General features: G+C 67.8%; 24 protein-coding genes and 1 tRNA gene. 16 read left to right on the forward strand and 9 right to left on the reverse strand.

All coding sequences use genetic code 11. The features are described 5' to 3' along the window. Positions 1-151: 151 nt before the first annotated feature. From rpsO to IBX18_RS18540, 3 genes are all read left to right on the forward strand, one after another. Positions 152-421, forward strand: coding sequence for a 30S ribosomal protein S15 (gene rpsO / locus IBX18_RS18530; protein WP_194834828.1), 270 nt, complete (start codon positions 152-154; stop codon positions 419-421). Between the two features lie 375 nt (positions 422-796). Beyond that, positions 797-3,076: a polyribonucleotide nucleotidyltransferase gene (locus tag IBX18_RS18535; RefSeq protein WP_194834829.1), complete on the forward strand. Its 2,280-nt coding sequence runs from the start codon at positions 797-799 to the stop codon at positions 3,074-3,076. 86 nt (positions 3,077-3,162) lie between these two features. After that, complete coding sequence (locus IBX18_RS18540) at positions 3,163-4,458, forward strand: pitrilysin family protein (protein ID WP_228541283.1); 1,296 nt, start codon at positions 3,163-3,165, stop codon at positions 4,456-4,458. Positions 4,459-4,591: 133 nt separating this feature from the next. Here the strand turns inward: IBX18_RS18540 and IBX18_RS18545 are convergent, their stop codons facing one another. Then, positions 4,592-4,921 (reverse strand): helix-turn-helix transcriptional regulator, encoded by a 330-nt coding sequence (locus tag IBX18_RS18545; RefSeq protein WP_194834830.1) that lies wholly within the window; start codon positions 4,919-4,921, stop codon positions 4,592-4,594. Positions 4,922-5,014: 93 nt separating this feature from the next. On the opposite strand from IBX18_RS18545, the gene IBX18_RS18550 reads away from it, so the two are divergent. Beyond that, positions 5,015-6,232 (forward strand): MFS transporter, encoded by a 1,218-nt coding sequence (locus IBX18_RS18550; RefSeq protein WP_194834831.1) that lies wholly within the window; start codon positions 5,015-5,017, stop codon positions 6,230-6,232. A 73-nt stretch (positions 6,233-6,305) separates the two neighbouring features. Next, a tRNA-Gly gene (locus IBX18_RS18555) sits at positions 6,306-6,377 on the forward strand. A gap of 67 nt (positions 6,378-6,444) precedes the next feature. Here IBX18_RS18555 and IBX18_RS18560 read toward each other — a convergent pair. Beyond that, positions 6,445-7,380: an FAD-dependent oxidoreductase gene (locus tag IBX18_RS18560; protein WP_194834832.1), complete on the reverse strand. Its 936-nt coding sequence runs from the start codon at positions 7,378-7,380 to the stop codon at positions 6,445-6,447. Positions 7,381-7,468: 88 nt separating this feature from the next. Further along, entirely contained in the window at positions 7,469-8,671 is a 1,203-nt protein-coding gene (locus tag IBX18_RS18565) for a saccharopine dehydrogenase family protein (protein ID WP_194834833.1), read from the reverse strand. 55 nt (positions 8,672-8,726) lie between these two features. Between IBX18_RS18565 and IBX18_RS18570 the strand changes: the two genes are divergently transcribed. Together IBX18_RS18570 and IBX18_RS18575 are read left to right on the forward strand one after the other, a co-directional pair. Continuing rightward, complete coding sequence (locus IBX18_RS18570; protein WP_194834834.1) at positions 8,727-9,182, forward strand: hypothetical protein; 456 nt, start codon at positions 8,727-8,729, stop codon at positions 9,180-9,182. Positions 9,183-9,399: 217 nt separating this feature from the next. Beyond that, entirely contained in the window at positions 9,400-10,404 is a 1,005-nt protein-coding gene (locus IBX18_RS18575; protein WP_194834835.1) for a S9 family peptidase, read from the forward strand. A gap of 91 nt (positions 10,405-10,495) precedes the next feature. On the opposite strand, the gene IBX18_RS18580 is transcribed toward IBX18_RS18575, so the two are convergent. Together IBX18_RS18580 and IBX18_RS18585 are read right to left on the reverse strand one after the other, a co-directional pair. After that, the gene (locus IBX18_RS18580; protein ID WP_194834836.1) at positions 10,496-11,968 is read right to left on the reverse strand and encodes an SDR family oxidoreductase; all 1,473 of its coding nucleotides are present in this window, start codon (positions 11,966-11,968) and stop codon (positions 10,496-10,498) included. A 93-nt stretch (positions 11,969-12,061) separates the two neighbouring features. Next, positions 12,062-12,469: a hypothetical protein gene (locus IBX18_RS18585; protein WP_194834837.1), complete on the reverse strand. Its 408-nt coding sequence runs from the start codon at positions 12,467-12,469 to the stop codon at positions 12,062-12,064. A 230-nt stretch (positions 12,470-12,699) separates the two neighbouring features. Between IBX18_RS18585 and IBX18_RS18590 the strand changes: the two genes are divergently transcribed. Then, a complete protein-coding gene (locus tag IBX18_RS18590) occupies positions 12,700-14,103 on the forward strand; it encodes a pentapeptide repeat-containing protein (protein ID WP_228541284.1) in 1,404 nt (467 codons plus the stop codon). A gap of 52 nt (positions 14,104-14,155) precedes the next feature. On the opposite strand, the gene IBX18_RS18595 is transcribed toward IBX18_RS18590, so the two are convergent. The 3 genes from IBX18_RS18595 to IBX18_RS18605 form a co-directional block, all read right to left on the reverse strand. Further along, positions 14,156-14,551, reverse strand: coding sequence for a VOC family protein (locus tag IBX18_RS18595; RefSeq protein ID WP_194834965.1), 396 nt, complete (start codon positions 14,549-14,551; stop codon positions 14,156-14,158). A 141-nt stretch (positions 14,552-14,692) separates the two neighbouring features. Beyond that, the gene (locus tag IBX18_RS18600; protein ID WP_194834838.1) at positions 14,693-15,775 is read right to left on the reverse strand and encodes a sensor histidine kinase; all 1,083 of its coding nucleotides are present in this window, start codon (positions 15,773-15,775) and stop codon (positions 14,693-14,695) included. Continuing rightward, a complete protein-coding gene (locus tag IBX18_RS18605; protein ID WP_306796314.1) occupies positions 15,772-16,440 on the reverse strand; it encodes a response regulator transcription factor in 669 nt (222 codons plus the stop codon). The genes IBX18_RS18600 and IBX18_RS18605 overlap by 4 nt, the downstream gene beginning before the upstream one ends. Positions 16,441-16,616: 176 nt before the next feature. On the opposite strand from IBX18_RS18605, the gene IBX18_RS18610 reads away from it, so the two are divergent. From IBX18_RS18610 to IBX18_RS18625, 4 genes are all read left to right on the forward strand, one after another. Continuing rightward, the gene (locus tag IBX18_RS18610) at positions 16,617-17,951 is read left to right on the forward strand and encodes a DUF418 domain-containing protein (protein ID WP_194834839.1); all 1,335 of its coding nucleotides are present in this window, start codon (positions 16,617-16,619) and stop codon (positions 17,949-17,951) included. 145 nt (positions 17,952-18,096) lie between these two features. Beyond that, on the forward strand, positions 18,097-19,209 hold the full coding sequence (locus IBX18_RS18615) for an alcohol dehydrogenase catalytic domain-containing protein (protein WP_194834840.1): 1,113 nt from the start codon (positions 18,097-18,099) through the stop codon (positions 19,207-19,209). An 86-nt stretch (positions 19,210-19,295) separates the two neighbouring features. Continuing rightward, a complete protein-coding gene (locus IBX18_RS18620) occupies positions 19,296-19,577 on the forward strand; it encodes a type II toxin-antitoxin system Phd/YefM family antitoxin (protein WP_107658261.1) in 282 nt (93 codons plus the stop codon). Further along, complete coding sequence (locus tag IBX18_RS18625) at positions 19,574-20,020, forward strand: type II toxin-antitoxin system VapC family toxin (RefSeq protein ID WP_306796315.1); 447 nt, start codon at positions 19,574-19,576, stop codon at positions 20,018-20,020. Before IBX18_RS18620 ends, IBX18_RS18625 begins: the two co-directional genes overlap by 4 nt. On the opposite strand, the gene IBX18_RS18630 is transcribed toward IBX18_RS18625, so the two are convergent. After that, positions 20,021-20,842, reverse strand: coding sequence for an alpha/beta fold hydrolase (locus tag IBX18_RS18630; RefSeq protein WP_194834841.1), 822 nt, complete (start codon positions 20,840-20,842; stop codon positions 20,021-20,023). It lies immediately after the preceding gene. Positions 20,843-20,977: 135 nt separating this feature from the next. On the opposite strand from IBX18_RS18630, the gene dapB reads away from it, so the two are divergent. The 4 genes from dapB to IBX18_RS18650 all read left to right on the forward strand — a co-directional run bounded on the left by dapB (position 20,978) and on the right by IBX18_RS18650 (position 23,948). After that, positions 20,978-21,724, forward strand: coding sequence for a 4-hydroxy-tetrahydrodipicolinate reductase (gene dapB, locus IBX18_RS18635; RefSeq protein ID WP_194834842.1), 747 nt, complete (start codon positions 20,978-20,980; stop codon positions 21,722-21,724). 25 nt (positions 21,725-21,749) lie between these two features. Then, positions 21,750-22,262, forward strand: coding sequence for a hypothetical protein (locus IBX18_RS18640; protein ID WP_194834843.1), 513 nt, complete (start codon positions 21,750-21,752; stop codon positions 22,260-22,262). Between the two features lie 378 nt (positions 22,263-22,640). Then, positions 22,641-23,096, forward strand: coding sequence for a flavodoxin family protein (locus IBX18_RS18645; RefSeq protein ID WP_194834844.1), 456 nt, complete (start codon positions 22,641-22,643; stop codon positions 23,094-23,096). A gap of 165 nt (positions 23,097-23,261) precedes the next feature. Next, entirely contained in the window at positions 23,262-23,948 is a 687-nt protein-coding gene (locus tag IBX18_RS18650; protein WP_107658256.1) for a response regulator, read from the forward strand. Positions 23,949-24,022: the final 74 nt, after the last annotated feature.

Genomic DNA, 24,022 nt, shown 5'->3' on the forward strand with positions numbered 1-24,022 from the left:
CGGCCTCCATGACCGGCGATCACCTAGCCGATTCGGCCCAGCGATTGCGATCCGGTAAGGTAGATCCTCGGGTTTGCTGCGGTCCGCGGTGGCACCCATCCCGGGTAACCGGAAATTCGAGCGCGGTACTGAAATAGGGAGTGGATGCCTCATGGCTCTGACCACTGAACAGAAGTCGGCGATTCTCAAGGAATACGGCCTGCACGAGAAGGACACCGGCTCGCCGGAGGCCCAGATCGCGATGCTGTCCAAGCGGATCTCCGACCTCACCGAGCACCTGAAGGTGCACAAGCACGATCACCACACCCGGCACGGCCTGCTCGCGCTGATCGGTCGTCGTCGTCGGCTCTCGAAGTACCTGGCCGCCAACGACATCCAGCGCTACCGTTCGCTGATCGAGCGTCTCGGCCTGCGCCGCTGATCGCTCCACACGCCGGCTACCCGAGGTAGCCGGAGACCCGGCCAGCGGGGAGACGTACAATCTCCCCGTTGGCTATTCGTGTATATGGGCGACCGCATTGGCATAGGCGGTCCGATACACGACAACATTGCACAGCCGTATGCACCCGCCTGCGTGGCGTCGGTCTTCGGTAGTGGCCTCCCGGCAGGGGATATACCGCCGGCGGGCTTCGATCGATGACCGCCTCCGCGTCGCCGTGATCCAAGGGGATTCGGCCGGGTGTGCGCGCCGCGGCCAGGATGGTTGCCGCGCGTCCGTACCAGGTATGGCTGACGAAGAGTCGGATCGCGCCGTTGGGCGCTCGATCCGGCGAAGACGAGAGGTTGAGAGAAGAGAATGTCCGAAACAACTGAACGCAAGTCCTCGGCCGTAGAGGTCGAGCCCGGTGTGTTCGAGTCCGTCGCGCTGATCGACAACGGCAGCTACGGCACCCGCACCATCCGCTTCGAGACCGGCCGGCTGGCCCGTCAGGCCGCAGGCTCGGTCGTCGCTTACCTGGACGACGAGACGATGCTGCTGTCCGCAACCACCGCGGGCAAGCACCCGAAAGACCAGTTCGACTTCTTCCCGCTGACGGTCGATGTCGAAGAGCGCATGTACGCCGCCGGCCGCATCCCCGGCTCGTTCTTCCGTCGTGAGGGCCGTCCGTCCACCGACGCGATCCTGACCTGCCGCCTGATCGACCGCCCGCTGCGCCCGTCGTTCGTCGACGGCCTGCGCAACGAGATCCAGGTCGTCGTCACGGTCATGAGCCTTGACCCCAACGACCTGTACGACGTGGTGGCGATCAACGCCGCGTCCGCGTCCACCCAGATCTCCGGTCTGCCGTTCTCCGGCCCCATCGGTGGCGTGCGTGTCGCGCTGATCGAAGGCCAGTGGGTCGCGTTCCCGACCGTGGAGCAGCTCGAGGGCGCCGTGTTCGACATGGTCGTCGCGGGCCGCGTGGTCGAGTCCGGTGACGTCGCGATCATGATGGTCGAGGCCGAGGCCACCCTCAAGGTCATCGCGCTGGTCGAGGGCGGCGCGCAGGCGCCGACCGAGGCCGTCGTGGCCGAGGGCCTGGAAGCCGCCAAGCCGTTTATCGCCCGACTGTGCAAGGCGCAGCAGGATCTGGCCGAGCTGGCCGCCAAGCCGGTCGGCGAGTTCCCGCTGTTCCCGCCGTACCAGTCCGATGTCTACGAGGCCGTCGAGGGCACCGCGAAGCGTGAGCTGAGCGAGGCGCTCGGCATCGCCGACAAGCAGGAGCGCGAAGCGAAGATCGACGAGATCAAGCTCGACGTGCTGTCCCGGCTCGGCGACGACTTCACCGGTCGCGAGAAGGAACTGGGTGCCGCGTTCCGCTCGGTCACCAAGAAGCTGGTGCGCCAGCGGATCCTGACCGACGGCTTCCGCATCGACGGCCGCGGTCTCGCGGACATCCGCGCGCTGTCGGCCGAGGTCGCCGTGGTGCCGCGGGCGCACGGTTCGGCGCTGTTCGAGCGTGGCGAGACGCAGATCCTCGGCGTCACCACCCTCGACATGGTGAAGATGGCCCAGCAGGTCGACTCGCTCGGCCCGGAGACCAGCAAGCGCTACATGCACCACTACAACTTCCCGCCGTACTCGACCGGTGAGACCGGTCGCGTCGGCTCGCCGAAGCGTCGCGAGATCGGCCACGGCGCGCTCGCGGAGCGGGCCCTGATGCCGGTGCTGCCGAGCCAGGAAGAGTTCCCGTACGCCATCCGTCAGGTGTCGGAGGCGTTGTCCTCCAACGGTTCCACCTCGATGGGCTCGGTCTGCGCCTCGACCCTGTCGCTGCTGAACGCCGGTGTGCCGCTGAAGGCGCCGGTCGCCGGTATCGCCATGGGCCTGGTGTCGGACACGGTCAAGAACGACAGGGGCGAGGACGAGGTGCGCTACGTCGCACTGACCGACATCCTCGGCGCCGAGGATGCCTTCGGCGACATGGACTTCAAGGTCGCGGGCACCCGTGACTTCGTCACCGCGCTGCAGCTCGACACCAAGCTCGACGGCATCCCCTCGCAGGTGCTCGCCGGTGCGCTGAGCCAGGCGCACGACGCGCGCACCGCCATCCTGGAGGTCATGGCCGAGGCCATCGACACCCCGGACGAGATGAGCCAGTACGCCCCGCGCGTCACCGCGATCAAGATCCCGGTCGACAAGATCGGCGAGGTGATCGGGCCCAAGGGCAAGGTGATCAACCAGATCACCGAGGAGACCGGCGCCAACATCTCCATCGAGGATGACGGCACGGTCTACGTCGGTGCGACCAGCGGCCCTGCGGCGCAGGCGGCGATCGACCAGATCAACGCCATTGCGAACCCGCAGCTGCCGAAGGTCGGCGAGCGCTTCCTGGGCACGGTCGTCAAGACCACCGCCTTCGGCGCGTTCGTGTCGCTGCTGCCGGGCCGCGACGGCCTGGTGCACATCTCCAAGCTGGGCAACGGCAAGCGCGTCGCCAAGGTCGAAGATGTGGTGAACGTCGGCGACAAGCTGCGCGTCGAGATCGCCGATATCGACAACCGCGGCAAGATCTCGCTGGTCCCGGTCGAGGAGAACGCCGAAGAGCCGGCCGAAGCCGACACCGTTGATGCGGGCGCGGCAGCGACCGAGTAGTACTTGTCTTTGTGACGACGAAGAAGACGACAGCCCCTCTGCTCCGACGCGAGCAGGGGGGTTCGTCACTGGAGCTGCGAGCCAACATGACCGACCCCGGCGTACAGCGCACCGTGCTACCCGGCGGGCTGCGTGTGGTGACCGAACATGTGCCGGGCGTGCGCTCGGCCTCGATCGGCGTCTGGGTGGGTGTCGGCTCGCGCGACGAAGGCCCCACCGTCGCCGGTGCGGCCCACTTTCTAGAACACTTGCTGTTCAAGGCGACACCGACGCGCACGGCGCTGGACATCGCGCAGGCGATGGACGCCGTCGGCGGTGAGCTCAACGCGTTCACCGCGAAAGAGCAGACCTGCTACTACGCGCACGTGCTCGACGAGGACCTGCCGCTGGCCGTGGACATGGTCTCCGACGTGGTGCTCAACGGGCTGTGCCGCGCCGAGGACGTCGACCTGGAACGTCAGGTGGTGCTGGAAGAGATCGCCATGCGCGACGACGACCCGGAAGATCTGGTCGGCGACGCGTTCCTGTCCGCGCTGTTCGGTGACCATCCGATCGGGCGGCCGGTGATCGGCTCGATCGAATCCATCGAATCGATGCACGCCGGACAGTTGCGCGGTTTTCACCTGCGGCGCTACCGGCCGGACCGCATGGTCGTCGCGGTCGCGGGCAATGTCGAACACGAGCACACGGTGGAGTTGGTGCACCGCGCGTTCGAGAATCGGCTCGACCCGGCGGCCACGCCCGCCAAGCGTCGCGAGGGGCGGTTCCGCCCGGCCAGCGATCCCGAACTGCACTGGAGCCACCGCGAGAGCGAGCAGGCGCACCTGGCGTTCGGGGTGCGCGCCTTCGGGCGGCACGAGGGGGAGCGGCGCTGGCCGCTCTCGGTGCTCAACACGGTGGTCGGCGGCGGGCTGAGTTCCCGGCTGTTCCAGCGGATCCGGGAGGAACGCGGGCTGGCGTACTCGGTGTACTCCAGCGTGGACACCTTCGCCGATACCGGCGCGTTCTCGGTGTACATCGGCTGTCAGCCGGAGAACCTCGGCAAGGTTGCCACTTTGGCGCGCGGGGTGCTCGAAGAGGTTGCGGCCAACGGCATTACGGATGCCGAATGTGCCCGGGCCAAGGGGTCGCTGCGTGGTGGGCTCGTGCTGGGGCTGGAGGATTCCGCGTCCCGGATGAACCGCATCGGGCGCAGTGAACTCAGTTACGGAAACCATCGGAGCGTGTCGGAGACGTTGGCGCGGATCGACGCGGTGACCACCGACGAGGTGTCGGCTATTGCCAGCACGCTGCTGGGACGTCCGTTTGCGGCGTCGGTTGCGGGGCCGTACAAGCGGACCCGCGAATTGCCTGCCGCGGTGCGGAGATTGGTCGAGGGCTGACGCGTCTCCTGCGGAGTGCCGGGTTGTCGTTGCGTCGATCCGTCACCTGCGGAGCCGCCAGGATGTCGTCGCATCGACCCGTCGCTGATCACCTGCCGTCTGCGGCTCGGCGCCCGAACTCGGCGAAGCGGAGTCAGTCTGTAGTCGCGCGGTTGGCGGCCTCGACGACCGCGGACACCACGCCGGGGAGGGCGGTTTCCAGGTCGCGAGCCCGTAGCCGCTGCCAGATCTGACCGTCGACGATCACCCGTTCGATGACCCCTGCCTCGCGCAGGATCTTGAAGTGGTGGGTCGCGGTCGACTTGTTGATCACGTCGTAGAGCTCGTTGCAGCGGACCGCGGTGCCGGCATTGCTCAGCCGCCGCACCATCTCCAGGCGGATGGGGTCCTGTATCGCGCCGAGCACGGTGGACAGCGCCGCCACCGGCGGGGCCTCGACTGCCGCTTCCTTAGCTTCGGTCATGATCTACCTCACTCCATGGTTTGATGATCGTCATACCAGCTGTAGTGTCGTACGCGGTTCGATCATCATCAAACCTACCGGATCGGAGTTTCGATGACAGCGACAGTGCTGCCCGCCGCCGACGAGCAGACCTCACAGCGCTGGGCCTACGGCCTGGTGCTGGCCGCGGGCGGGGTGGCGCTCGGCGTCTCCGGGGTACCGGCCCCGCTGTACGGCATGTATCAGCAGGAGTGGCATTTCTCGCCGCTCACGACGACCTTCGTGTTCGCCGTTTACGCGTTCGCGGCCCTGGGCGCGGTGCTGGTGTCCGGCAAGATCTCCGACGTGGTCGGCCGCAAGCCGGTGCTGCTCGGTGCCTTCGTGACGATGATCGCCGGACTCGCGGTCTTCCTGCTGGCCGACAATGTCGCGATGCTGTTGGTGGCGCGCGCGTTGCACGGCTTCGCGGTCGGCGCGACGGTGGTCGCCGGTGCGGCGGCCCTGCTGGATCTGCGACCCAAGCACGGCGCGCGATCCGGTCAGCTCACCGGTGTGGCGTTCAATGTCGGTATGGCAGTGGCGATTCTGGGCTCGGCCCTGCTCGCGCAGTACGCGCCGCACCCGCTGCGGCTGCCGTACGTCGTCATCACCGTCATCTGTCTGCTCATCGGCATCGGCGTCATCGCGTTGGAGGAACCGCACACCGGCCGCATCCCGGGCCGGATCCGGATCGCGAAACCCTCTGTGCCGCCGGAGATTCGCGGCGACTTCTGGTTCTCCGCGCTCGGCGTGATGGCGGCCTGGTCGGTGCTCGGCGTGCTGCTGTCGCTGTACCCGTCGCTCGCCTCGGCCGAAACCGGCATCCACAACTTGGTTTTCGGCGGCGCGGTGGTCGCGTCGACCGCACTGGCCGGCGCCACCTCGCAGCTGTTCGCGACCAAGATTCCGGCCCGCCGCGCGGCCATCGGCGGCGACACCGGGATGGCGGTGGCGCTGCTACTCACCGTGCCCGCCCTGCACACCGGCAACTGGGTCGTGGTGCTGCTGGCCGGTGTCTTGCTCGGCGCCACCTTCGGACTCGGCTTCGGCGGATCGCTGCGCCACCTGTCCGAGGTTGTGCCGCAACACAAGCGGGGCGAAACCATGTCGGCGTACTACCTGCTCGCCTACACCGCGATGGCGTTGCCGACCATCCTGGCCGGCTGGGCCGCCACCACCTGGAGCCTGAGCGCGGTGTTCCCCTGGTTCGTCGTGGTCGTGTCGCTGGCCTGCCTGACCGCCGCCGGACTCGGCCTGCGCCGCAACCCCGCGGCCGCCGAACAGGCCGCATGATCGCGGATTGGCATTTTCCGCCGCGCATCGGCTAAAGTTCCATCTCGCATCACCGAGTATTCGAGATGCGAACGCGGATGTAGCGCAGTGGTAGCGCATCACCTTGCCAAGGTGAGGGTCGCGGGTTCAAATCCCGTCATCCGCTCTTGTCGAAGCCCCGGTCACTCAGCTGACCGGGGCTTTCTGCATTCCTGAGAGGCCTGCGGGCTGGATCAGTCGGCGAGCATCCTCGCGACCTCGCGGGCGCTGCCCCATGAAAGGCTGACACCCCATCCGTCGTGGCCGTAGTTGTGCACGATCCTGGACGCACCGATGCGCTCCTCGTCGAGCCTGGCTTCGGCGCGACCGGGGCGGAGGCCGACCTCATGGCCGATCACGTCCGCTGCGGCGAGTTTGGGTTCGACGGCGATGCAGCGGCGCAGGATCTGGTCGGCCACCTCGGGGTCCGGGTCGAGGCTCCACTCGCCGCGTTGGCGCACGCCGCCGAGGATCAAACGGTCGCCGTGCGGGAAGAATCCGGCCCATTCGGTGGGAGCGCCGAGCTCGACGTAGAAGTCGGTGATGCCGGGGTTGCGGACGATCACGTGCTGTCCGCGGACCGGTTGCACGGCGTCGTCGCCGGCGAGTACGGCCGCTGCCACGCCGGTGCAGTTCACCACGATGGGCGACGCGGCCGCGGCCTCGGTGAGATCGCGCACCGTCCGCTGCTCGATCGTGACGTTCTGTGCCGCCAGCCGACCGGTCAGGTAGCGCAGGTAGCGCGGCAGATCGATCAGCGGGGCGGTGCTCCGGAACCCGATCAGCATGCCGTCGGGCAGTTCGTCGGGGGCGCACATTTCCAGGTCGGCCAGCTCGCCGATCCAGGCGGGCGGTTCGGACCAGAACCGTGAAACCTGAAGTCCGCGTTCGAAATGCAGGCCGGACGCCGGATCGTCGGCCAGTCGGGAGAACTCGGTGAACGTGACGCGGCTCCACGCCAGATCCCGTGCCGTGGCGCCGGGTCCCCACAATCCGCTCGCCACCGCCGAGGTTGTTCGCTCCGGCGGCAGTTCCGCCCACACCCGAACCTGATGCCCCTCCTCCGCCAGGCACACCGCGGTGGTCAGTCCGATGACTCCGGCCCCCAGTACCAACACATCATTCGCCATGATCGCGACCGTACCCACGAACCATGGTCTGCGGCTCGGAAAGCAGGAACGTGCAGGTGTCAGAGCGCTATTCGGCACCGATGGGTTGTCAGCCTCTCGAAGCGACTGTGACCGAGGCGAGCGGTGCCTGTTCGATGACGACGTCGCAGGTATGTCCGGCGAGGTCGGCGAAGAACCGGTCTGCCTCGAGGATCGCCTCGGGAGGATGCACCCCCGGACGTGTCGCCACACCGTCGACCAGCTGAGAAAGCCCGAGCGCCAACGGAATTCCGGTGGCTTCCGCCATGTCGTCGATCAATGCGGAGCCCACATGGGCCAGGATCGACAGCGGCACACCGTCTTTGGTACCGGTGGCGACCGCGAAGAACGGCGGCAGATTCCCCGGTGCGGCGAAGCGCCGGGACCGTGCCATCGACCGCAGCCCACGCCACAGGGTGGGCGCGGCCAATTCGGCGGCCGCGGTTTCGTTGGTGAGCGCGCCCTTGTCGATGTCGGTGCGCACCACGTCCAGGAAGGCTGCGGTGCCGGGCGTGACGATCATCAGATTCGCCACGCGTCCGGCCGGTTGCAGAGTCCAGTGCAGGGTGACCGGTTCGGGATGGCCGACGGTGTAAGCGGTGCCACTCCGCCCACCGGGCAGGGTCAACGGCACCGGCCGCAACGGCGGTTCCTGGACCAGCTGCCCTGCGCGGACCACCGTGATCGTTCCGCTGATCTGCTGCATCCAGTGCACGGCCGCCGCGCTCGGTAACCCGTTCGGGCCCGTGAGCTCGAGGCCGTCCGAGCTGCCGGCACCGGGCACATCCACCGGCCAGGCGGTGTAGATGTCCTCGACACGGTCGAGTTCGCGAGCGGCGCGGGCCGCCAGCAGATTGCTCACCCCGGGACTCGCGCCGATCCCGACGATCGCGCAGACGCCTGCGGCGCGCGCATCGCCGTCGTATTCGAGCATCTGCATCGTGGGTTCCCAGTCGTCGCAGATGTCGAGGTAGTGCGTCCCGGTATCGATCGCCGCGCGCAGCACCGTCAGGCCGAAACGGTAATACGGGCCAACGGTATTGAGCACGACATCGACTTCACGGAGTGCGGCGTAGAGCGCTGCGCGGTCGGTCACATCGACCCGGCTGGCCCGCAGTTCAGCGCCCGAACCGGACAACCTGTCGACGACATCCTGTGCCGCGACCACATCGCGGTCGGCCACGATGATCTCCTGCACGCCGGGTAGGCCTGCCGCGGTCCGCACCGCCACCGACCCCATCGCGCCCGCGCCGCCCAATGCCAGAACCCGCATGCCATCCTCCTTCGACTACGCAATACTGTTCATTACGTCTACGATCGACGGTAACATGAACGATTCAGAATCAAGGTCGCTGCGCGAGACGCCGATCGGGCCGGTGCGGCGGCTCATCCTGATCGAGGCTGCGGGCGGCGTCGCCTTCGCGTCGGTTGCGCTGCCGCTCAGCGGGCCCGACGTCGAGCTCCCGGACTGGATTCAGTTGCTCGGCTTGGGATTGCTCATCGCGATGTGGTTCCTGACGCTGCACACCTGGCGAGGCGTAGTAGGCCCGCGAGCATGGACGGGCGCGACCGCGCTCCGGCAACAGCTCCGGTGCGAGCGACGCCTATGCAGAGGTGTGGTGATCTACTCGGCGTTGCTGGTGCTGCTCACGCCGGTGCCGCCGACGTGGACGCGATTCTGGTTCGCGACAACCGTGCTGACCGCCGCGGCGTCGGTACTCGCACTGACGGTTTCGGTTGCTACGAAATATATTGGGGGGCAGCGTGTTCCGCGATACGGCTGAGGCCACCGGCGTAGGCCCGGAAAAGCCGAGGCGGCGTGGACGTCTAGACCGTGAGCACTCGGCCCGGTCGATACCGATGCGCTCAGCATGCAAACGATGGCTTTCAGAACGAACGATTGGAGTGGATATGTCCTCGGAAAGCTCGCGGGCTCAGCCCGGAGTCTCCCGTGCCGAACCGGGAACATCGCGCGCTCAACCTATTTCGCGACGCCGCCGAATGCTGTTGTCGCTCACCGTGGTCCTGGCGCTGATCGGGGCGGCCGGTGGCTGGGTCGTGTATCAGAACAGCTACGACCTGCGGGAACAACGCGTCACCATTCCCGGCGGCGCGCAGCCGCTGCATGGTGTGCTCGCGCTACCCGAGGAAGGCACGGCACCGTTCGGGTTGGTAGTTTTTGTTCACGGCGACGGGCCGATCGACGCGACGCACGACACGTTCTACCGCCCGATCTGGGAGTCGTTGGCGCAGGCGGGGTATGCGTCACTGTCCTGGGACAAGCCCGGTGTGGCGGGAGCGCCCGGTGACTGGCTGAACCAGACCATGGCTGACCGGACCGCCGAGACTCTCAACGCGATCGCCTGGGCCAGAACGCGTTCCGAGATCGATACGGCACGGATCGGGCTATGGGGTGCGAGCCAAGCGGGCTGGGTCTTGCCCGCGGTAGCCGCACGAGATCCGGGCTTGCAGTTCATGATCGCCGTTTCGCCTGCCGTGAATTGGCTCCAGCAAGGTCGCTACCACACGATTGCCAAGCTGACCGCCGAGCACGCCGGCCCAGCGCGGATCGACGCCGCGATCGCCGACAGCGAACGCCCCCGCCAACTATTGCGCGAGGGCGCGACCTTCGAACAAGCCCGTGCGGCAGGCGCCGTCACCTCGGACATGACCGCACAGCGCTGGCACTTCATCCAGCGGAACTACGCCGCCGACGCCTCCGCCGACCTCGCCGCGGTCCGTATCCCCGTGCTGCTCACCCTGGCCGACTACGACATCAATGTCGACGTCGCCGACACCGAAGCGCGCTACCGCCAACTGATCCCGGCCGATCTGCTGCGTATTGAGCATTACCGCAACGCCACGCACTCCTTGGTACGCAAGGACATCGAGGACAGCACGATCAAGACGATCGTTGTTGCCATCTCCGCGCCCCGATCATTGTTCGCCGCAGGCTTTCTGGACGATCAGTGCCGTTTTGTGCAGGACGTCGACGGCTCGAGGTGATCACGTTCCGCTTCGAGCTCAGCCGATGACGCCGACCTCTAGAGGTGCGCCGGTTCTGCGCTCGATCGCTGTGGTCAACAGTGCACGGCAATCACGAACCAGCTTGCCGCTCAGTAGCTTCGGCGGCCCCGGTGATATTACGAACCATCCCCCCGAACACGACGCGATGAAATGGAGAGATCGCCTTCCAATACGCATGCCCGGACAACCCGCGCGGTTCGAAGATGGCGCGCTGGCGATACATCGTCCCGCCACCGGCATCCGGCTCCGCCGACAGCTCCAGCCAGGCATCGCCCGGCACTCGCATCTCGGCGCGCAGCCGGAGCAGCCGCGGTCGTTCGATGTGCTCGACGCGCCACCAGTCCAGCGCTTCTCCCGCCCGCAACCGGTGCGGATCGCGTCGCCCGCGCCGCAGCCCGGCGCCACCCGCAACCCGGTCGATCCACCCGCGCACCGACCAGGCCAGCGGGAATGAATACCACCCGTGCTCACCGCCGATGGATTCGATGACCTGCCAGACGGTGGCGGGGTCGGCGTCGGTGTGGCGTTCGCGCACATCCTGGTACAGCGAGCCGCCGGACCAGTCCGGGTCGCTGGGCAGCGGGTCCGACGGTGCGCCGGGGGTGTCGGCGTCGGACCAGCGGGTCGGCACATCGAAGTCGCGGATCCGGGCCAGCGCGAGTTCCACCGCGCGCTCGAACCCGGTCAGACCGTCCGGCGGGTCCGGGATGTGGTCGGCGATGTCGTGGTCGCCGCAGACGACCTCGTGCACCAGTGACTCGATCAACGGCACGGCGATCGCGCGCGGCACCGGCGTGACCAGGTTGACCCACTGCGCCGACAGCCAGGGTGTCAACACCGGCACCGGCACCACCGCGCGGCGCGGCAGCTTGGCGATCACCGCGTATCTGCGGAGCATGTCGAGGTAGGTCAGGACGTCGGGTCCGCCGATGGCGAAGGAGCGGTTCACCTCCGGGCCGAGGGCGCCGGCGTGGGTGAGGTAGTAGAGCACGTCGCGGATCGCGATCGGCTGAATGCGGTTGTGCACCCAGCGCGGCGTGATCATCGCGGGCAGCCGTTCGGACAGATAGCGCAGCATTTCGAAGCTCGCCGACCCGGACCCGATGATCACCGCGGCCCGGAACTCGACGGTGGGCACGCCCGAGCCGAGCAGGATTTCACCGACCTCCGCCCGCGAGGACAGATGCGGCGACAGCCGCTCGCCCTGCGGAATGATGCCGCCCAGATACACGATTCTGGACAGTCCCGCGGTGGCGGCTGCGCTCGCCACGATGCGCGCGGCCCGGCGATCGATGTCGACGAAGTCGCGCTGGATCAGCGAATGCACCAGGTAGTACAGAATCTCCTGGTTCTCCAGGGCGGCGGTGACCGACGCCGCATCGGTGACATCACCGGTGACGATCTCCACGTCGTCGCGCCACGGGACCTCGTCGAGTTTGCCGGGCGTGCGCACCATCAGCCGCACCGAATGACCCGCCGCCAAGAGTTCCGGGACCAGTCGTCCGCCGATGTAGCCGGTCGCGCCGAACACAACACATCTCATGGACAGCCTCCGAGTCGCGGTGCGAGGGGTGGTCCGAGGCACGCCGGGTGCCGCACATCATGTCTACCGGACGGGGGTGACAGCGCAGGCGCGTCAGTCGGTGGGGGCTGCCGTTTCCTGCAGCACGCGCCAGCTGTAGCGGGGCGGGTTGCCCTCGGTGGTCAGCACCACGGTCGACCAGCGGTCGGCGTGCTTTCCGTCGCGATGATGGCGCTCCATGAAGCGGACCACCGTCACATTTCCTTCGTTGAGCAGCACCTCCGCCTCGGAGATCTCGATATCGAGCCCGGGCGCGGAATTGCGGGCGCGGCGCAGCCCCGACAGCAGCTCCGAGCTACTCACCCGGGTGCCCGCCATGGTCACCATGGAGAACGTGGCGTGCTGGGTCGCGGCGAAACGTTCCAGGACATCGGGCTCGGCGTCGGTCCCCAGCCAGGTGGACAGCAGCGCGTGTACGGTCTCGACCTCGGCGATCGGATCCAGCGAATCGTCAGCGGACATGTCCGCAGACTACTCGAGGAGCCCGGCCGAGCGGTCCAGCGACGCGGCTCGCACCTGTTGTCCGCGTTTGCCCGGCCGACGCAAGTGCGCCGTCGTCCGGTGGCCTCGGTCGAGTGCGGCTCTTCACGATGTGCGCCGCATGGATAGAGGACATTTGAAAGAGTTTGGGGCGCAGGGATAGCCGATCTTGTCCGGTAGTCGACGGGCGGCAATGCGGCTACCATGCGCTAATGCGATGGGGGCGGTTGGGCGACCGACTGCACCGCCAGGCGTTACTGCTTGCGGTGCTGGCGGCGGTGGTCTGCGGCCTCGGTATCGCGGTGCTCACCTGGTGGCTGCTCTGGCTGGCGATGGGCGCGGAGGCCGAGACGCCGAATCAGTTGGAGCTGACCAAGATCGCGTTGGCGGTGGTCGCCGGAGTCGGTGGCGCCGTCGCGCTCGTGGTGGCCTATCGGCGGCAGCGCGACCTGGAACGCGGACGCTTCGCCGATCTGTTCGGCGCCGCCTCGCGGCAACTCGGCGATGCCGACGTGGCGGTGCGGATCGCCGGGGTCTACGCGATGGCCGGGGTCGCCGACGAGTTCCGTTCGCCGAGCAGGCGTCAGCAGTGTGTCGACGTGCTCTGCGGTTACCTTCGTCTGCCCTACGATCCGGTGGCCGGTGCGAATCACCTTGTGTCGCAAGCGGAAACAGTGGACGAGTCGGGTCTCAAGGTCGAGCGGGTCTACCAGTTTCGGCAGAACGACCGGGAAGTGCGCCGCACCATCGTGCAGGTGATCGCCGCGCATCTGCAGCGGTCGGCCGAGATCTCCTGGTCGGACTGCGAGTTCACCTTCACCAACGCGGTCATCGAACGCGGCGACTTCCGGTACGCGGTCTTCCGGGGACGCAACATCTCGTTCGCCCGCGCGGTCTTCATCGGCCGCACCACGTTCGAGCACGCGCTCTTCGCCGGCCCGCACGTCACCTTCCGCGACGCGGTGTTCGAAGGCGGTCCCGTGCTGTTCGAGCACGCGCGGTTCGGCCCGGCTCGGCCCGAGAAGGTCGAAAGCGCTGGTTACGGCACCACCTTCGACGGCGCGATGTTCGACGGTTCGGTGTCTTTCGAGGACGCCGTCTTCACCGGCCCGCGGACGACGTTCAGCGGCATCCGCTGCACCGGCGCCCGAACCTCGTTCCAGGACACGAAGTTCCACGCCGACCTCACCTCGTTCGAACAGGCCATCCTGGACGGGCAGCACCTCGCCTTCACCGGCGCGGATATCTCCAGCCCACGAATCACGTTCGCGGGCGCCCAGTTCGAGGCGAACGCCGTTGCTTTCGACGACACCCGCATCGGCGCCCCGGCCCGCATGCGCAACCGGGGTACCCGCGAAACGGACTTCAGCGGAGCCGAATTCCACGGCACCACCACGTTCGCGGGCACTACGTTCGCCGGCCGCTCCGTCGATTTCACCGAGGGCGACTTCTTCGGCGACATCTCCTTCGTCGATGCCCGCTTCACCGCCACCGAAGTCACCTTCGACCGTCCGAAGGCCTGGGTCGGCACGCACTTCGACTGGGACGACATCCCGACCCGCAAACCGGCCAATATCAAACCCAACCCGTGGCCGCCGGAGCAGCCCGGCGAGTGACGGTTGCGCGAAGGAAGGGCGGCGTCCGGGTGGGACGCCGCCCCTCGATCGATCAGCTGGGCCAGCCGCCGTACGGGACGGTGATCAACTCCATGAAGTGGCCGTTGGGATCCAGGAAGTAGACGCCGCGGCCGCCGTCATTGTGATTGATCTCGTTGACGCCGTGCTGACGCGGGTCGGCCCAGTGGTCCAGTTTGTAGCGCTGGATCTTGGCGTAGGCCGCGTCGAATTCGGGCTCGGAGATCAGGAATGCGTAATGCTGCGGCTGAATTTCGGTGACATGCGGCGGCACATTCGCGAAATCGAAAGTGACCGAATTATCCAGCGGGAGCGGAATGAACGGGCCCCATTCGGCCCCGAGTTCCGCGCCCAGAATGTCTGCCCAGAATTCAGCGGTCACTCGACTATCGTGGCAACCGACAATGGTGTGATTGAACTGTACTGACAGTGGAATTTTCTCCTTGTGCGGTGACGGTCCCGACCCCGGGCTCGGTACAAGGCGGCCAACGGGAGCACCGTCACGGTCGAAGACGCTAGCAAACATTCCATGGATGTCGCCAGTATCCAGTGACAGAGACCATGTTTCGGGTCAGCGCGGCAGACGCAGCGCGACGCGATAGCCTCGATCGGCGGTCGGACCGGATTCGAAACTGCCACCGAGAAGTTCGGCCCGCTCGGCAAGCCCGACCAATCCGTGCCGTGAGCTGGGCAGGGACACCGCAGGCCGGGTCGGCTCGGTATTGCTGACCGTGACGCCGAAGTGGTCACCGTCGTGCCAGAGCTCGACGGTGGCGGCCGCGCCCGGTGCGTGCTTGCGGACGTTGGTGAGCGCCTCCTGCACCGTGCGATAGACGGTGCGCTGGCCCGGCGCGCTGAGCTCGTCGGGCAGCTCGCCGCGCAGCTCGACCCGAATGCCGCTGGAGTCGAGCAACTTTCGCAGATCGGCGAGCGTCGGCTGCGGGGTGAGCTCGGTGCTCTGGCCGCCCGCGGCGCGCAGCAGGGTGACCATGTGGCGCAGTTCGTCCAGTGTGTCGACGCTGAGCCTGCGGATGGTGCGCGCCGCCTCGGCCGCGTCGGCGTCGGTGGCCGCGACCTGGAGCGCGCCCGCGCGCACGGCGATCAAGCTGACCTGGTGGGCGACCACGTCGTGCATTTCGCGGCCGATCTGCGCGCGTTCCCGGGCCAGCACCGCTTGGGCGTGCAGTCGCCGTTCGTGGTCGCGCGCCTCCTCGATCTCGACCAACCGGGCGGACAGATCGCGGCGGGTCCGCACGAGTTGGCCGAGCAGCACCGGGACACCCGCCCAGGCCAGCGCGTAAGCGAAGGAAGTGACGATGTCCCGCTGGGCGACGGACTCGCCGGGCGGCCACGGCATGGACACGGCGATCGAGGTGGCGAGCACGGACGCGAGCAGCAGCGTGCGGTTGGTCGTGCGTTCGGCCAGCGAGTACAGCGCGATAGCGGGCGCGGCGAGAATGGCGAGCAGCAAGCTCGCGGGCAGCGTCAACGCGAAGACCACCAGGGGAAAGCGGCGGCGCAGCAGCAAGGCCGCGCAGGCGATAGCCGCCGCGACGAGCTCGACGCGCGAGGTGACTTCGCCGTCGGCGAGGACGTCGGCCACCGCCACCGCGACCAGTGCGAGGTCGATCAGCCACGGCGGACGCCGGTTCACGACAGCAGTCCCGCTCGTTGCGCGAGCAACGCCGCCTGCACGCGGCTGCTCACTCGCAACTTGGTGAAGATCGCGCTGACGTGATCCTTGATCGTGCCGACGCTCAGGTGGATCCGCTGACCGATCTCGGCATTCGACAGCCCCTCGGCGATCAGCACGAGCACCGCTCGTTCCCGATCGGTGAGCCGTTCGACGCGCGCCGCGTCCGCGTCGATATCGGCGGCGGTGGCGGGTTCGGCGTTGCGCAACAACGCGGCCGAGGCCTTGGGGGACAGCACGACGCCGCCCGCGGCGAGAGTGCGGGTCAGCTGGGCCAGTTGCTCGGGTTCGGTGTCTTTGAGGATGAAACCCGCTGCGCCGGAACGCAATGCGGACAGAATGTAGTCGTCGGCATCGAAGGTCGTCAGCATCGCGACCGCCGGCGGGTCCGACATGGCGCGCAACTGACGCAGCACCGTCAGCCCGTCGACGTCGGGCATCCGGATATCGAGCAGCACGACATCCGGCCGCGCCGCCGTGACCGCCGCCACCGCCGCCGCACCGGTCGCCGTCGCCACCACCTCGATGTCGGCGGCCGCATTCAGAATCAGCTCGAAACCGGACCGCACCAGCGCCTCGTCATCCACGACCACCACCCGAATCACCCGCCACACCTCCTCCGTCACCGCACCTGCCCGTGAGCCTAGATCCGGGTGCCGGGCACACCCGACCGGGAGGGGTCCGGGTAGCCGATCGGCGGGGGCCGTCCAGCCGGTCGGCGGGTGGCACGCCGCCGACCAGGGGAGATGGTCCGGACTCGTGCCGGATACCGGACAGGCGCGCTGCCCTCGACGCTGAAGCGATGGGACACAACGTGATTCCAGCACTGCCTGCTGCGTCGATCGGGGATGCGGTCGGGCAATCCGAGGGCGCGGCGCGGACGGGCGCAGCATTGCGGGTCGGCGATACCGCGCGGGTCGAAGGGGCGGTGGGCGCAGGAGGAGTGGGGGATACGGTGCGGCCGGGGGCCACGGTGCTGGTGAGTGACCACGTCCGGGTCGGCGTGCGGTTGGTGGGGGTGGATCTCGCGCGAGGGCTGGCGGTGCTGGGGATGTACGCCGCGCACGTGGGTCCGGAGCCGGGGCAGGGTGGTGTCCTCGGGTTCGCCATGGAGGTGACGCATGGGCGGTCTTCGGCGTTGTTCGCGTTCTTGGCGGGGTTCTCGATTCTGCTGATCACCGGGCGCCGGGTGCCGAAGACGGGGCGGGCGGGTCGGCAGGCGCGGGTGAAGATCCTGATCCGGGCGGTGATTCTGCTGGTGCTCGGCACCGCGCTGACCGCTTCGGGGACCAAGGTCGAGGTGATTCTGGCCTACTACGGGCTGTACTTCCTGTTGGCGCTGCCGCTGGCCCGGTTGCGCGCGGGCACGCTGGCGGTGCTGGCGGCGGTGAGCGCGCTGGTGCTCCCGCAAATCATGGCGGTCGTGACGGCCACGGACTCCGGTTGGACCGCCGCTGTCACCCGGTTCGATCCGCTCGCCTGGTTGAGCGGGCGCGGTGATCCGGGCAGCAGCAATGACGGGGTGGTCGGGCTGCTACTGACCGGCAGCTACCCGGCGCTCAGTTGGCTGCCGTTCGTCGTCGCGGGTATGGCTGTCGCACGACTCGACTTGGCCGACAAGGTGATTCGCGTTCGGCTCGCGGCCACCGGTCTTGGCTTGGCGACGCTCGGCTACGGCGGATCCGCGGTGGCGCTGCATTTCGCGTCCGATGCGACGGCGCCGGGAATCATGCACGCGCCCTGGTGGTCCGACATGGCCGAGGATCCGGCAGGCTGGCAATATCAGCTGAGCGCCATGCCGCACAGCGAAACCACCCTGTCGATCGTCGGCAACACCGGCGTCGCACTCACGGTGCTCATCGCCTCCTTGGCGGCGTGTGACGGGTCCCGGCGTTTCCTGCGGGTGGCCACACCCTTGATCGCGGTCGGCAGCATGTCGTTGACCGCCTACGTATTCCACGTCGCCGCGATCGCCGCGCTCGGCTTCGAGGTGCTGCCCGCTGGTTCGCTCCCGGTGCTGCTCGGACTGAGTGCGATCATCATGATGTTCGCGTACTGCTGGTCCCGCTTCTTCCACCGCGGACCCCTGGAATGGTTGCTCTACCGCGCCACCAGGGTCGCCGAGCGGGTGCGATAGCTCGGCCCCTGTCGCCGCCGTCCGCGTGGCCGCTGCGCAGGCGGTTGCCCGCTGATTCGGGCGGCGGCGGCCCGAAACGCGCGCGAGGGTGTGCTTCGGATCGGAACCCTGTGCCTGGGACAGCGTGGACGGTAGCGTCGGCGGAATGAAGATTCGTGGGGCGATCCTGGAGCGGATCGCGGCGCCCGTGCCGTTCGCCGAGTCGGCGCCGATCAGTGTGGGTGAGTTGGAGCTCGGCGAGCCGGCGGCGGGGGAGCTGCTGGTGCGGATCGAGGCGGCGGGGCTGTGCCATTCGGACCTGTCGGTGGTCGACGGTAATCGGGTGCGGCCGGTGCCGATGCTGCTCGGCCACGAGGCGGCGGGGCGGGTCGAGGCGATCGGCCCTGGCGGCAGCGATCTCGCGATCGGGCAGCGCGTGGTGATGACCTTCCTGCCGCGCTGCGGCGAATGCGCGGGATGCGCGACCGACGGCCGGACGCCGTGTGTACCCGGCAGTGTCGCCAACAACGCGGGCGAACTGCTCGGCGGCGGGCGGCGGCTGAGCCGCGACGGTGCCGAGGTGCACCATCATCTCGGGGTGTCCGCCTTCGCGACGCACGCGGTGGTGGATCGCAGGTCGGTGGTGCCGGTGGACGACGACGTGCCACCGGAGGTGGCGGCCGTGCTCGGCTGTGCGGTGCTGACCGGCGGTGGCGCACTGTTGAATTCGGCGAAGCCGGGGCCGGGGGACCGGATCATGGTGGTCGGGCTGGGTGGGGTCGGCATGGCGGCGGTGCTGGTCGCGGTGTCGTTGGCGGCCGACGGTCACGAGGTCATCGCGGTGGATACCGTCCCGGAAAAGCTGGCTCTGGCAGAGGAATTGGGCGCCACCGCGGCATACACGCCGGCGCAGGTGGCCGAGTCGGGTGTGCAAGCGGAGATCGTGGTGGAGGCCGCGGGCAACATCCGGGCCTTCGAAACCGCTGTCGCCGCAACGGCTCCCGGTGGCACCACGGTGACCGTGGGTCTGCCCGCCCCGGACGCTCGCGCCAGCATTTCACCGCTGGGCCTTGTCGCGCAGGGACGTTCGATCGTCGGCAGCTATTTGGGCTCGGCCGTCCCCGCCCGCGACATTCCGGCCTATGTCCGGATGTGGCGCGAAGGCCGACTGCCCGTCGAACGTCTGGTGTCCGCACACATCGGCCTCGACGACATCAACCGCGCCATGGACGAACTCGCCGCAGGGCACGCCCTGCGACAGGTCATCGTCTTCGACTGACGCCCCCACCAGGCCTGGCGCCACAGCGACCCGATAGGTACGCTGAACTGACCAGAATAGTCAAAGTGGTCGAAACGGGTGATCAGATGGCACGAAAGCGGTCGGAGCGACCAGACGTCGCATGGCCTCTCGCCGACGCGAAGGCCAGGTTGTCCGAGTTGATCGACACGGTGGAACGGGAGGGACCGCAGGTGATCAGCAAGCATGGACGTGAAGTCGCCGTTGTCGTACCGATCGACGAATGGCGGCGCCGGAACGCGCGCCAGGGCAGTCTGGCCGAGTTCTTCGCCGACTCGCCACTACGCGACCCGGAGCTGGTCGTGACTCGGGACAGGACGGATCCGCAGCACCGCGACGTGATCCTGTGAGGGCCATCGAGGACGAGCCGATGGGCTACCTCCTGGACACGAACGCCGTCTCGGAATGGATCAAGCCCCGACCGGATCCCGGACTCATCGAATGGCTGCACGACGCCGACGAGGAACGAATGTTCCTGAGCGTCATCACGATCGGGGAGATCCGCCGAGGCGTCGACCGGATGTCCAACGGGCGGCGCAAGGCACGCTTGACCACCTGGCTGTCCGACCAGATCACCGACCGATTCGACGCGCGACTACTGCCGATCGACCTCGGTGTCGCGCAGGCCTGGGGCCGCATCCGCGCCAGAGCCGAAGGCGTCGGCCATCGGGTCGACGCCGTGGACGCGCTCATCGCGGCCACCGCGGAAGCCCACGGACTCGCCGTCGTCACTCGCAACGAGAAGGACTTCCGCGGCACGGGAGTGCAGGTGCTCTGTCCATGGCGGGAATAGCTAAATGCGGCTGAGGAATTCGGTCACCGTGGCGACGTAGTCCGCAGTTCGACTGATCAGCAGGGAATGGCCGCCTTCCGTGAAGGTGCGGAATTCACAGCCGGGGTGCAGATCGCGCAAGCGTCCGGTGTGGGTGCCGGTGATCAGCGGATCGTCGTCCGCTCGGAAGATCAAGGTGGGCCCGGACCAAGCGGAACCGTGCATGAGCTCGTCCACCCCCTCGGCGAGCTCCAGCAACAGCCGATAGGAATTGGCGGCACCCGCACTACCCGCCGCATCGGTGGCCGCCACCACCTGCTCGATCCAGAACTCGGCCTCCTCGGAGTCCGCCCAGGTGCTGCGCAACGCGGTACGAATCGCCGCCTGCGTCTCGGGCCACGGCGTCGCCACGGTGATGTCGACCCGCATCCGCAGCCGGTCCACATCCTCCGGCCCGTACAACCCGGTACTCGACAAGGTCAGCGACCGGACCCGATCCGGCGCCCGACGCGACAGGAGTTCTGCGAACATGCCACCCGCCGACTGCCCGACCACATGCGCCCGATCGACCCCCGCCGCATCGAGCACCGCGACCACACCGTCGACCAGCTCGGCGACGGACCCGACACCCGACGGATAGTCGGGAGCGATGGTCCGGAACCGCGGAATCAGCGCGCTCGCCACATCGAGCCAGCTGATACCGATGCCCGCCCCACCGCTGAGCAGCAGCACCGGATCCCCCGCGCCACCGGTGTAGTACCGCCAATCATGCTGCCCGACACCAAGGTTCTTACTGTCGTGCGTCCGTAGAAAATCCGCTGCCCGCTGATGAATCGAAGTCACGCCCGCGACGGTAGGGCAGCGGGTGCACCATTTGCAAACATGCGCATATAGCAATGTGAATCACAGAGGTCAGCGGACCGCCGCCCCGGCACGGTCGATAGGCTGACACCGACGAAAGCGGAAAGAGGAGGTGCGGTGACCACACGGGTCGGAGTGCTCGGAGCGCGCGGCAAAGTCGGACAGGCGATCTGTGCGGCCGTGGAAGCGGCGGCCGATCTGGAACTGGTCGCCGCCGTCGACAAGGACGATTTGCTCGACGCGTTCACCGCGGCGAACACGCAGGTAGTGGTCGACTTCACGCATCCGGATGTGGTGATGGCGAACCTGAAGTTCCTGGTGCAGCACGGCATCCACGCGGTAGTCGGCACCACCGGCTTCGACGCCGCCCGCCTCGACGAGGTGCGCGGCTGGCTGGCCGACCGCCCCGACACCGGCGTGCTGATCGCACCGAACTTCGCGATCGGCGCGGTGCTGTCCATGCGCTTCGCCGAACAGGCCGCCCGGTTCTTCGAGTCGGTCGAGGTGATCGAGCTGCACCATCCGAACAAAGCCGACGCGCCGTCCGGCACCGCATACCGCACTGCGGGCTTGATCGCCGCCGCCCGTGAGCAGGCAGGCGTCGGCCGCAGCCCTGATGCCACCAGCACCGAACTGGACGGCGCCCGCGGCGCCGACGTCGAGGGCGTCCGGGTGCACTCGGTGCGCCTGGCCGGCCTCGTCGCCCACCAGGAGGTGCTGTTCGGCACGCAAGGCGAGACGCTCACCATCCGGCACGACTCCATCGACCGGTCGTCGTTCGCCCCCGGCGTCCTGCTCGGCGTCCGCGAGATCGCCAACCGCCCCGGCCTGACCGTCGGCCTCGACCCCTTCCTCGACCTGTGAACGAGAACGCGGGCCAGGTGCACGCGTGAACGCCGCGGACTCCGCCGCCGACGGCGGCGGCGGACAGAACAGGGAAGTCGTCAAGGTCGTCGCGCTGCTCGCGGCCCTCGTCCTGGTGCTCGGCTTCTACTTCCTGTTGCTCGGCCGAATCTCGTTCAGCCTCATCGGGTCCGGTGGGATCGCCGCGATCCTCATCGGCATCGGCGTGCTCATCCTGCCGTTCGTCGGCGTCTGGGTGGTCGTGGCCACCGTCCGCGCCGCCCTGGCCCACCAGCACCTGGCTCGCCGCATCCACGAGGAGGGCCGCGAACTGGACACCACCGATCTGCCCCGCCGCCCGTCCGGCCGGATCGAACGCGACGCCGCCGACGCGCTGTTCGCCCAGGTCAAAACCGAATGGGAAGCCGACCCCGACAATTGGCGCGTCTCCTATCGCCTGGCCCGCGCCTACGACTACGCAGGCGACCGCACCCGAGCCCGCGCCACCATGCGCCGCGCCGTCGCGCTGGAGAAACTCGAACGCGACCAAGCGCGGTAGACCCGCACCGCTTGCCGGCTCCAGTACGCACGACCGCTCCCGCTTCGCGAATTCAAGCGACGAGTCGCTGTGTTCGGCGCAATAGAAGGTGTGCGGGCCAGCGGATCCGGCGGAATTCGGCGCAAACCGCGCGGTACACCGCTCGCCGAATTGTCCGGGTCAAGGCCGGTGAACAGGTGAAATTTCTCTCACCCGAGGATGTTTCACGCCAGGCGTTCAGTGGACGGCCGAGCCATCATGCGGGATTGCGAATACTTCGACCGCAATCCGCGCGCCACTCGACGCGCCGATTCGAGCAAAGATTGGCAGCCCGCCCCGGACCGGCCGCGCCGACCGGTGGCCACCGGCGCACCGCATGGCGCGCACTAAGATCCTCGTGTGGCGCAGTTGCTGATCATCCATCACACGCCGTCCCCGCACATGCAGGCGATGTTCGAGGCGGTGGTGTCCGGCGCGACCGATCCGGAGATCGAAGGCGTGACCGTCGTGCGTCGCGCGGCACTGTCCGTCACCGCGTCGGATGTGCTGGCAGCCAATGGTTTTCTGCTCGGTACCCCGGCGAATCTGGGCTACATGTCCGGTGCGCTGAAGCATGCGTTCGACACGTTCTACTACCCCTGCCTCGATTCCACCCGCGGTCGGCCGTTCGGTTGCTATCTACACGGAAACGAGGGCACCGAAGGCGCTGAACGCGGCATCGAACGCGTCACCACCGGCCTCGGCTGGGAGCAGGCGGCCGCACCGGTTATCGTGTCCGGCGCGCCGACCAAGGACGACATCCAACGGTGTTGGGAGTTGGGCGCAACCATTGCCGCACACGTGATGGGTACCTGACAGTTTTTGTCCCCGAAATAGCTGGCAGTGACAATCTCTGCCGAGGTCGAATGTGGAACGGCCCCGATTTCTGGTGTCTGACCATTCGGTGCTTCGGCCCGGCATACTGGCAGAACGTTGTTGCGGTGGGGATGTGACGAGTTTGCTCGGGAATGGAGATTTCAGGTGACGTTGGCCGAAGGGGGCAATAACGCACCGCGCCGGATCGGAGTGGTCGAAGACCACGAATCAGTAGCGATCGGACTGGCCGCAATGCTCGCGCCCGAACCCGATCTCGACCTGGTACTGACCGCGGGCACGGTGCCGGAATTATTGGCCGCCGCTCAGGATCTACCGCAACTGGACCTGGTCGTCCTCGATCTGCGATTGGCCGATGGGTCGACACCCGAGGACAACGTGCGCGCACTGCGCGACCGTGGCATCGAGGTGCTGATCTTCACCGGCGCGGACAACGCGTTCCTCGTGCGCTCCGCCGCGCGGGCCGGTGTGCTCGGTGTGGTGCGCAAGTCCGAGGACGTGCAGACCGTGGTCGCGGCCGTGCGCCGCGCGGCGTCCGGCGAACAGGTGGTGACAACCGACTGGGCCGCCGCCATCGACGGCGACCCGCAGTTGTCCGACGTGGGCCTGAGCCCGCGTCAGGAAGAGGTACTCACGCTCTACGCGTCCGGCGAGAAAGCCTCCCGGGTCGCGCGATTGACCGGTCTGTCCGAACAGACGGTCAACGACTACCTCGGCCGCATCCGCCAGAAGTACGCCGACGCGGGACGTCCGGCGCCGACCAAGACCGACCTGTACAAGCGGGCTGTGGAGGACGGCTGGCTGCCCGTGCCCGAGCGGCATCCACGCGCATGAGCGCCGGCGAGGCACAATCGTGATCGCGTCCAGCATGCTGGACACCTCGAATGCTCCTGTGACACTCGACCGCA

The sequence above is a fragment of the Nocardia sp. XZ_19_369 genome (assembly GCF_015355715.1).
Classification (GTDB): Bacteria; Actinomycetota; Actinomycetes; order Mycobacteriales; family Mycobacteriaceae; genus Nocardia.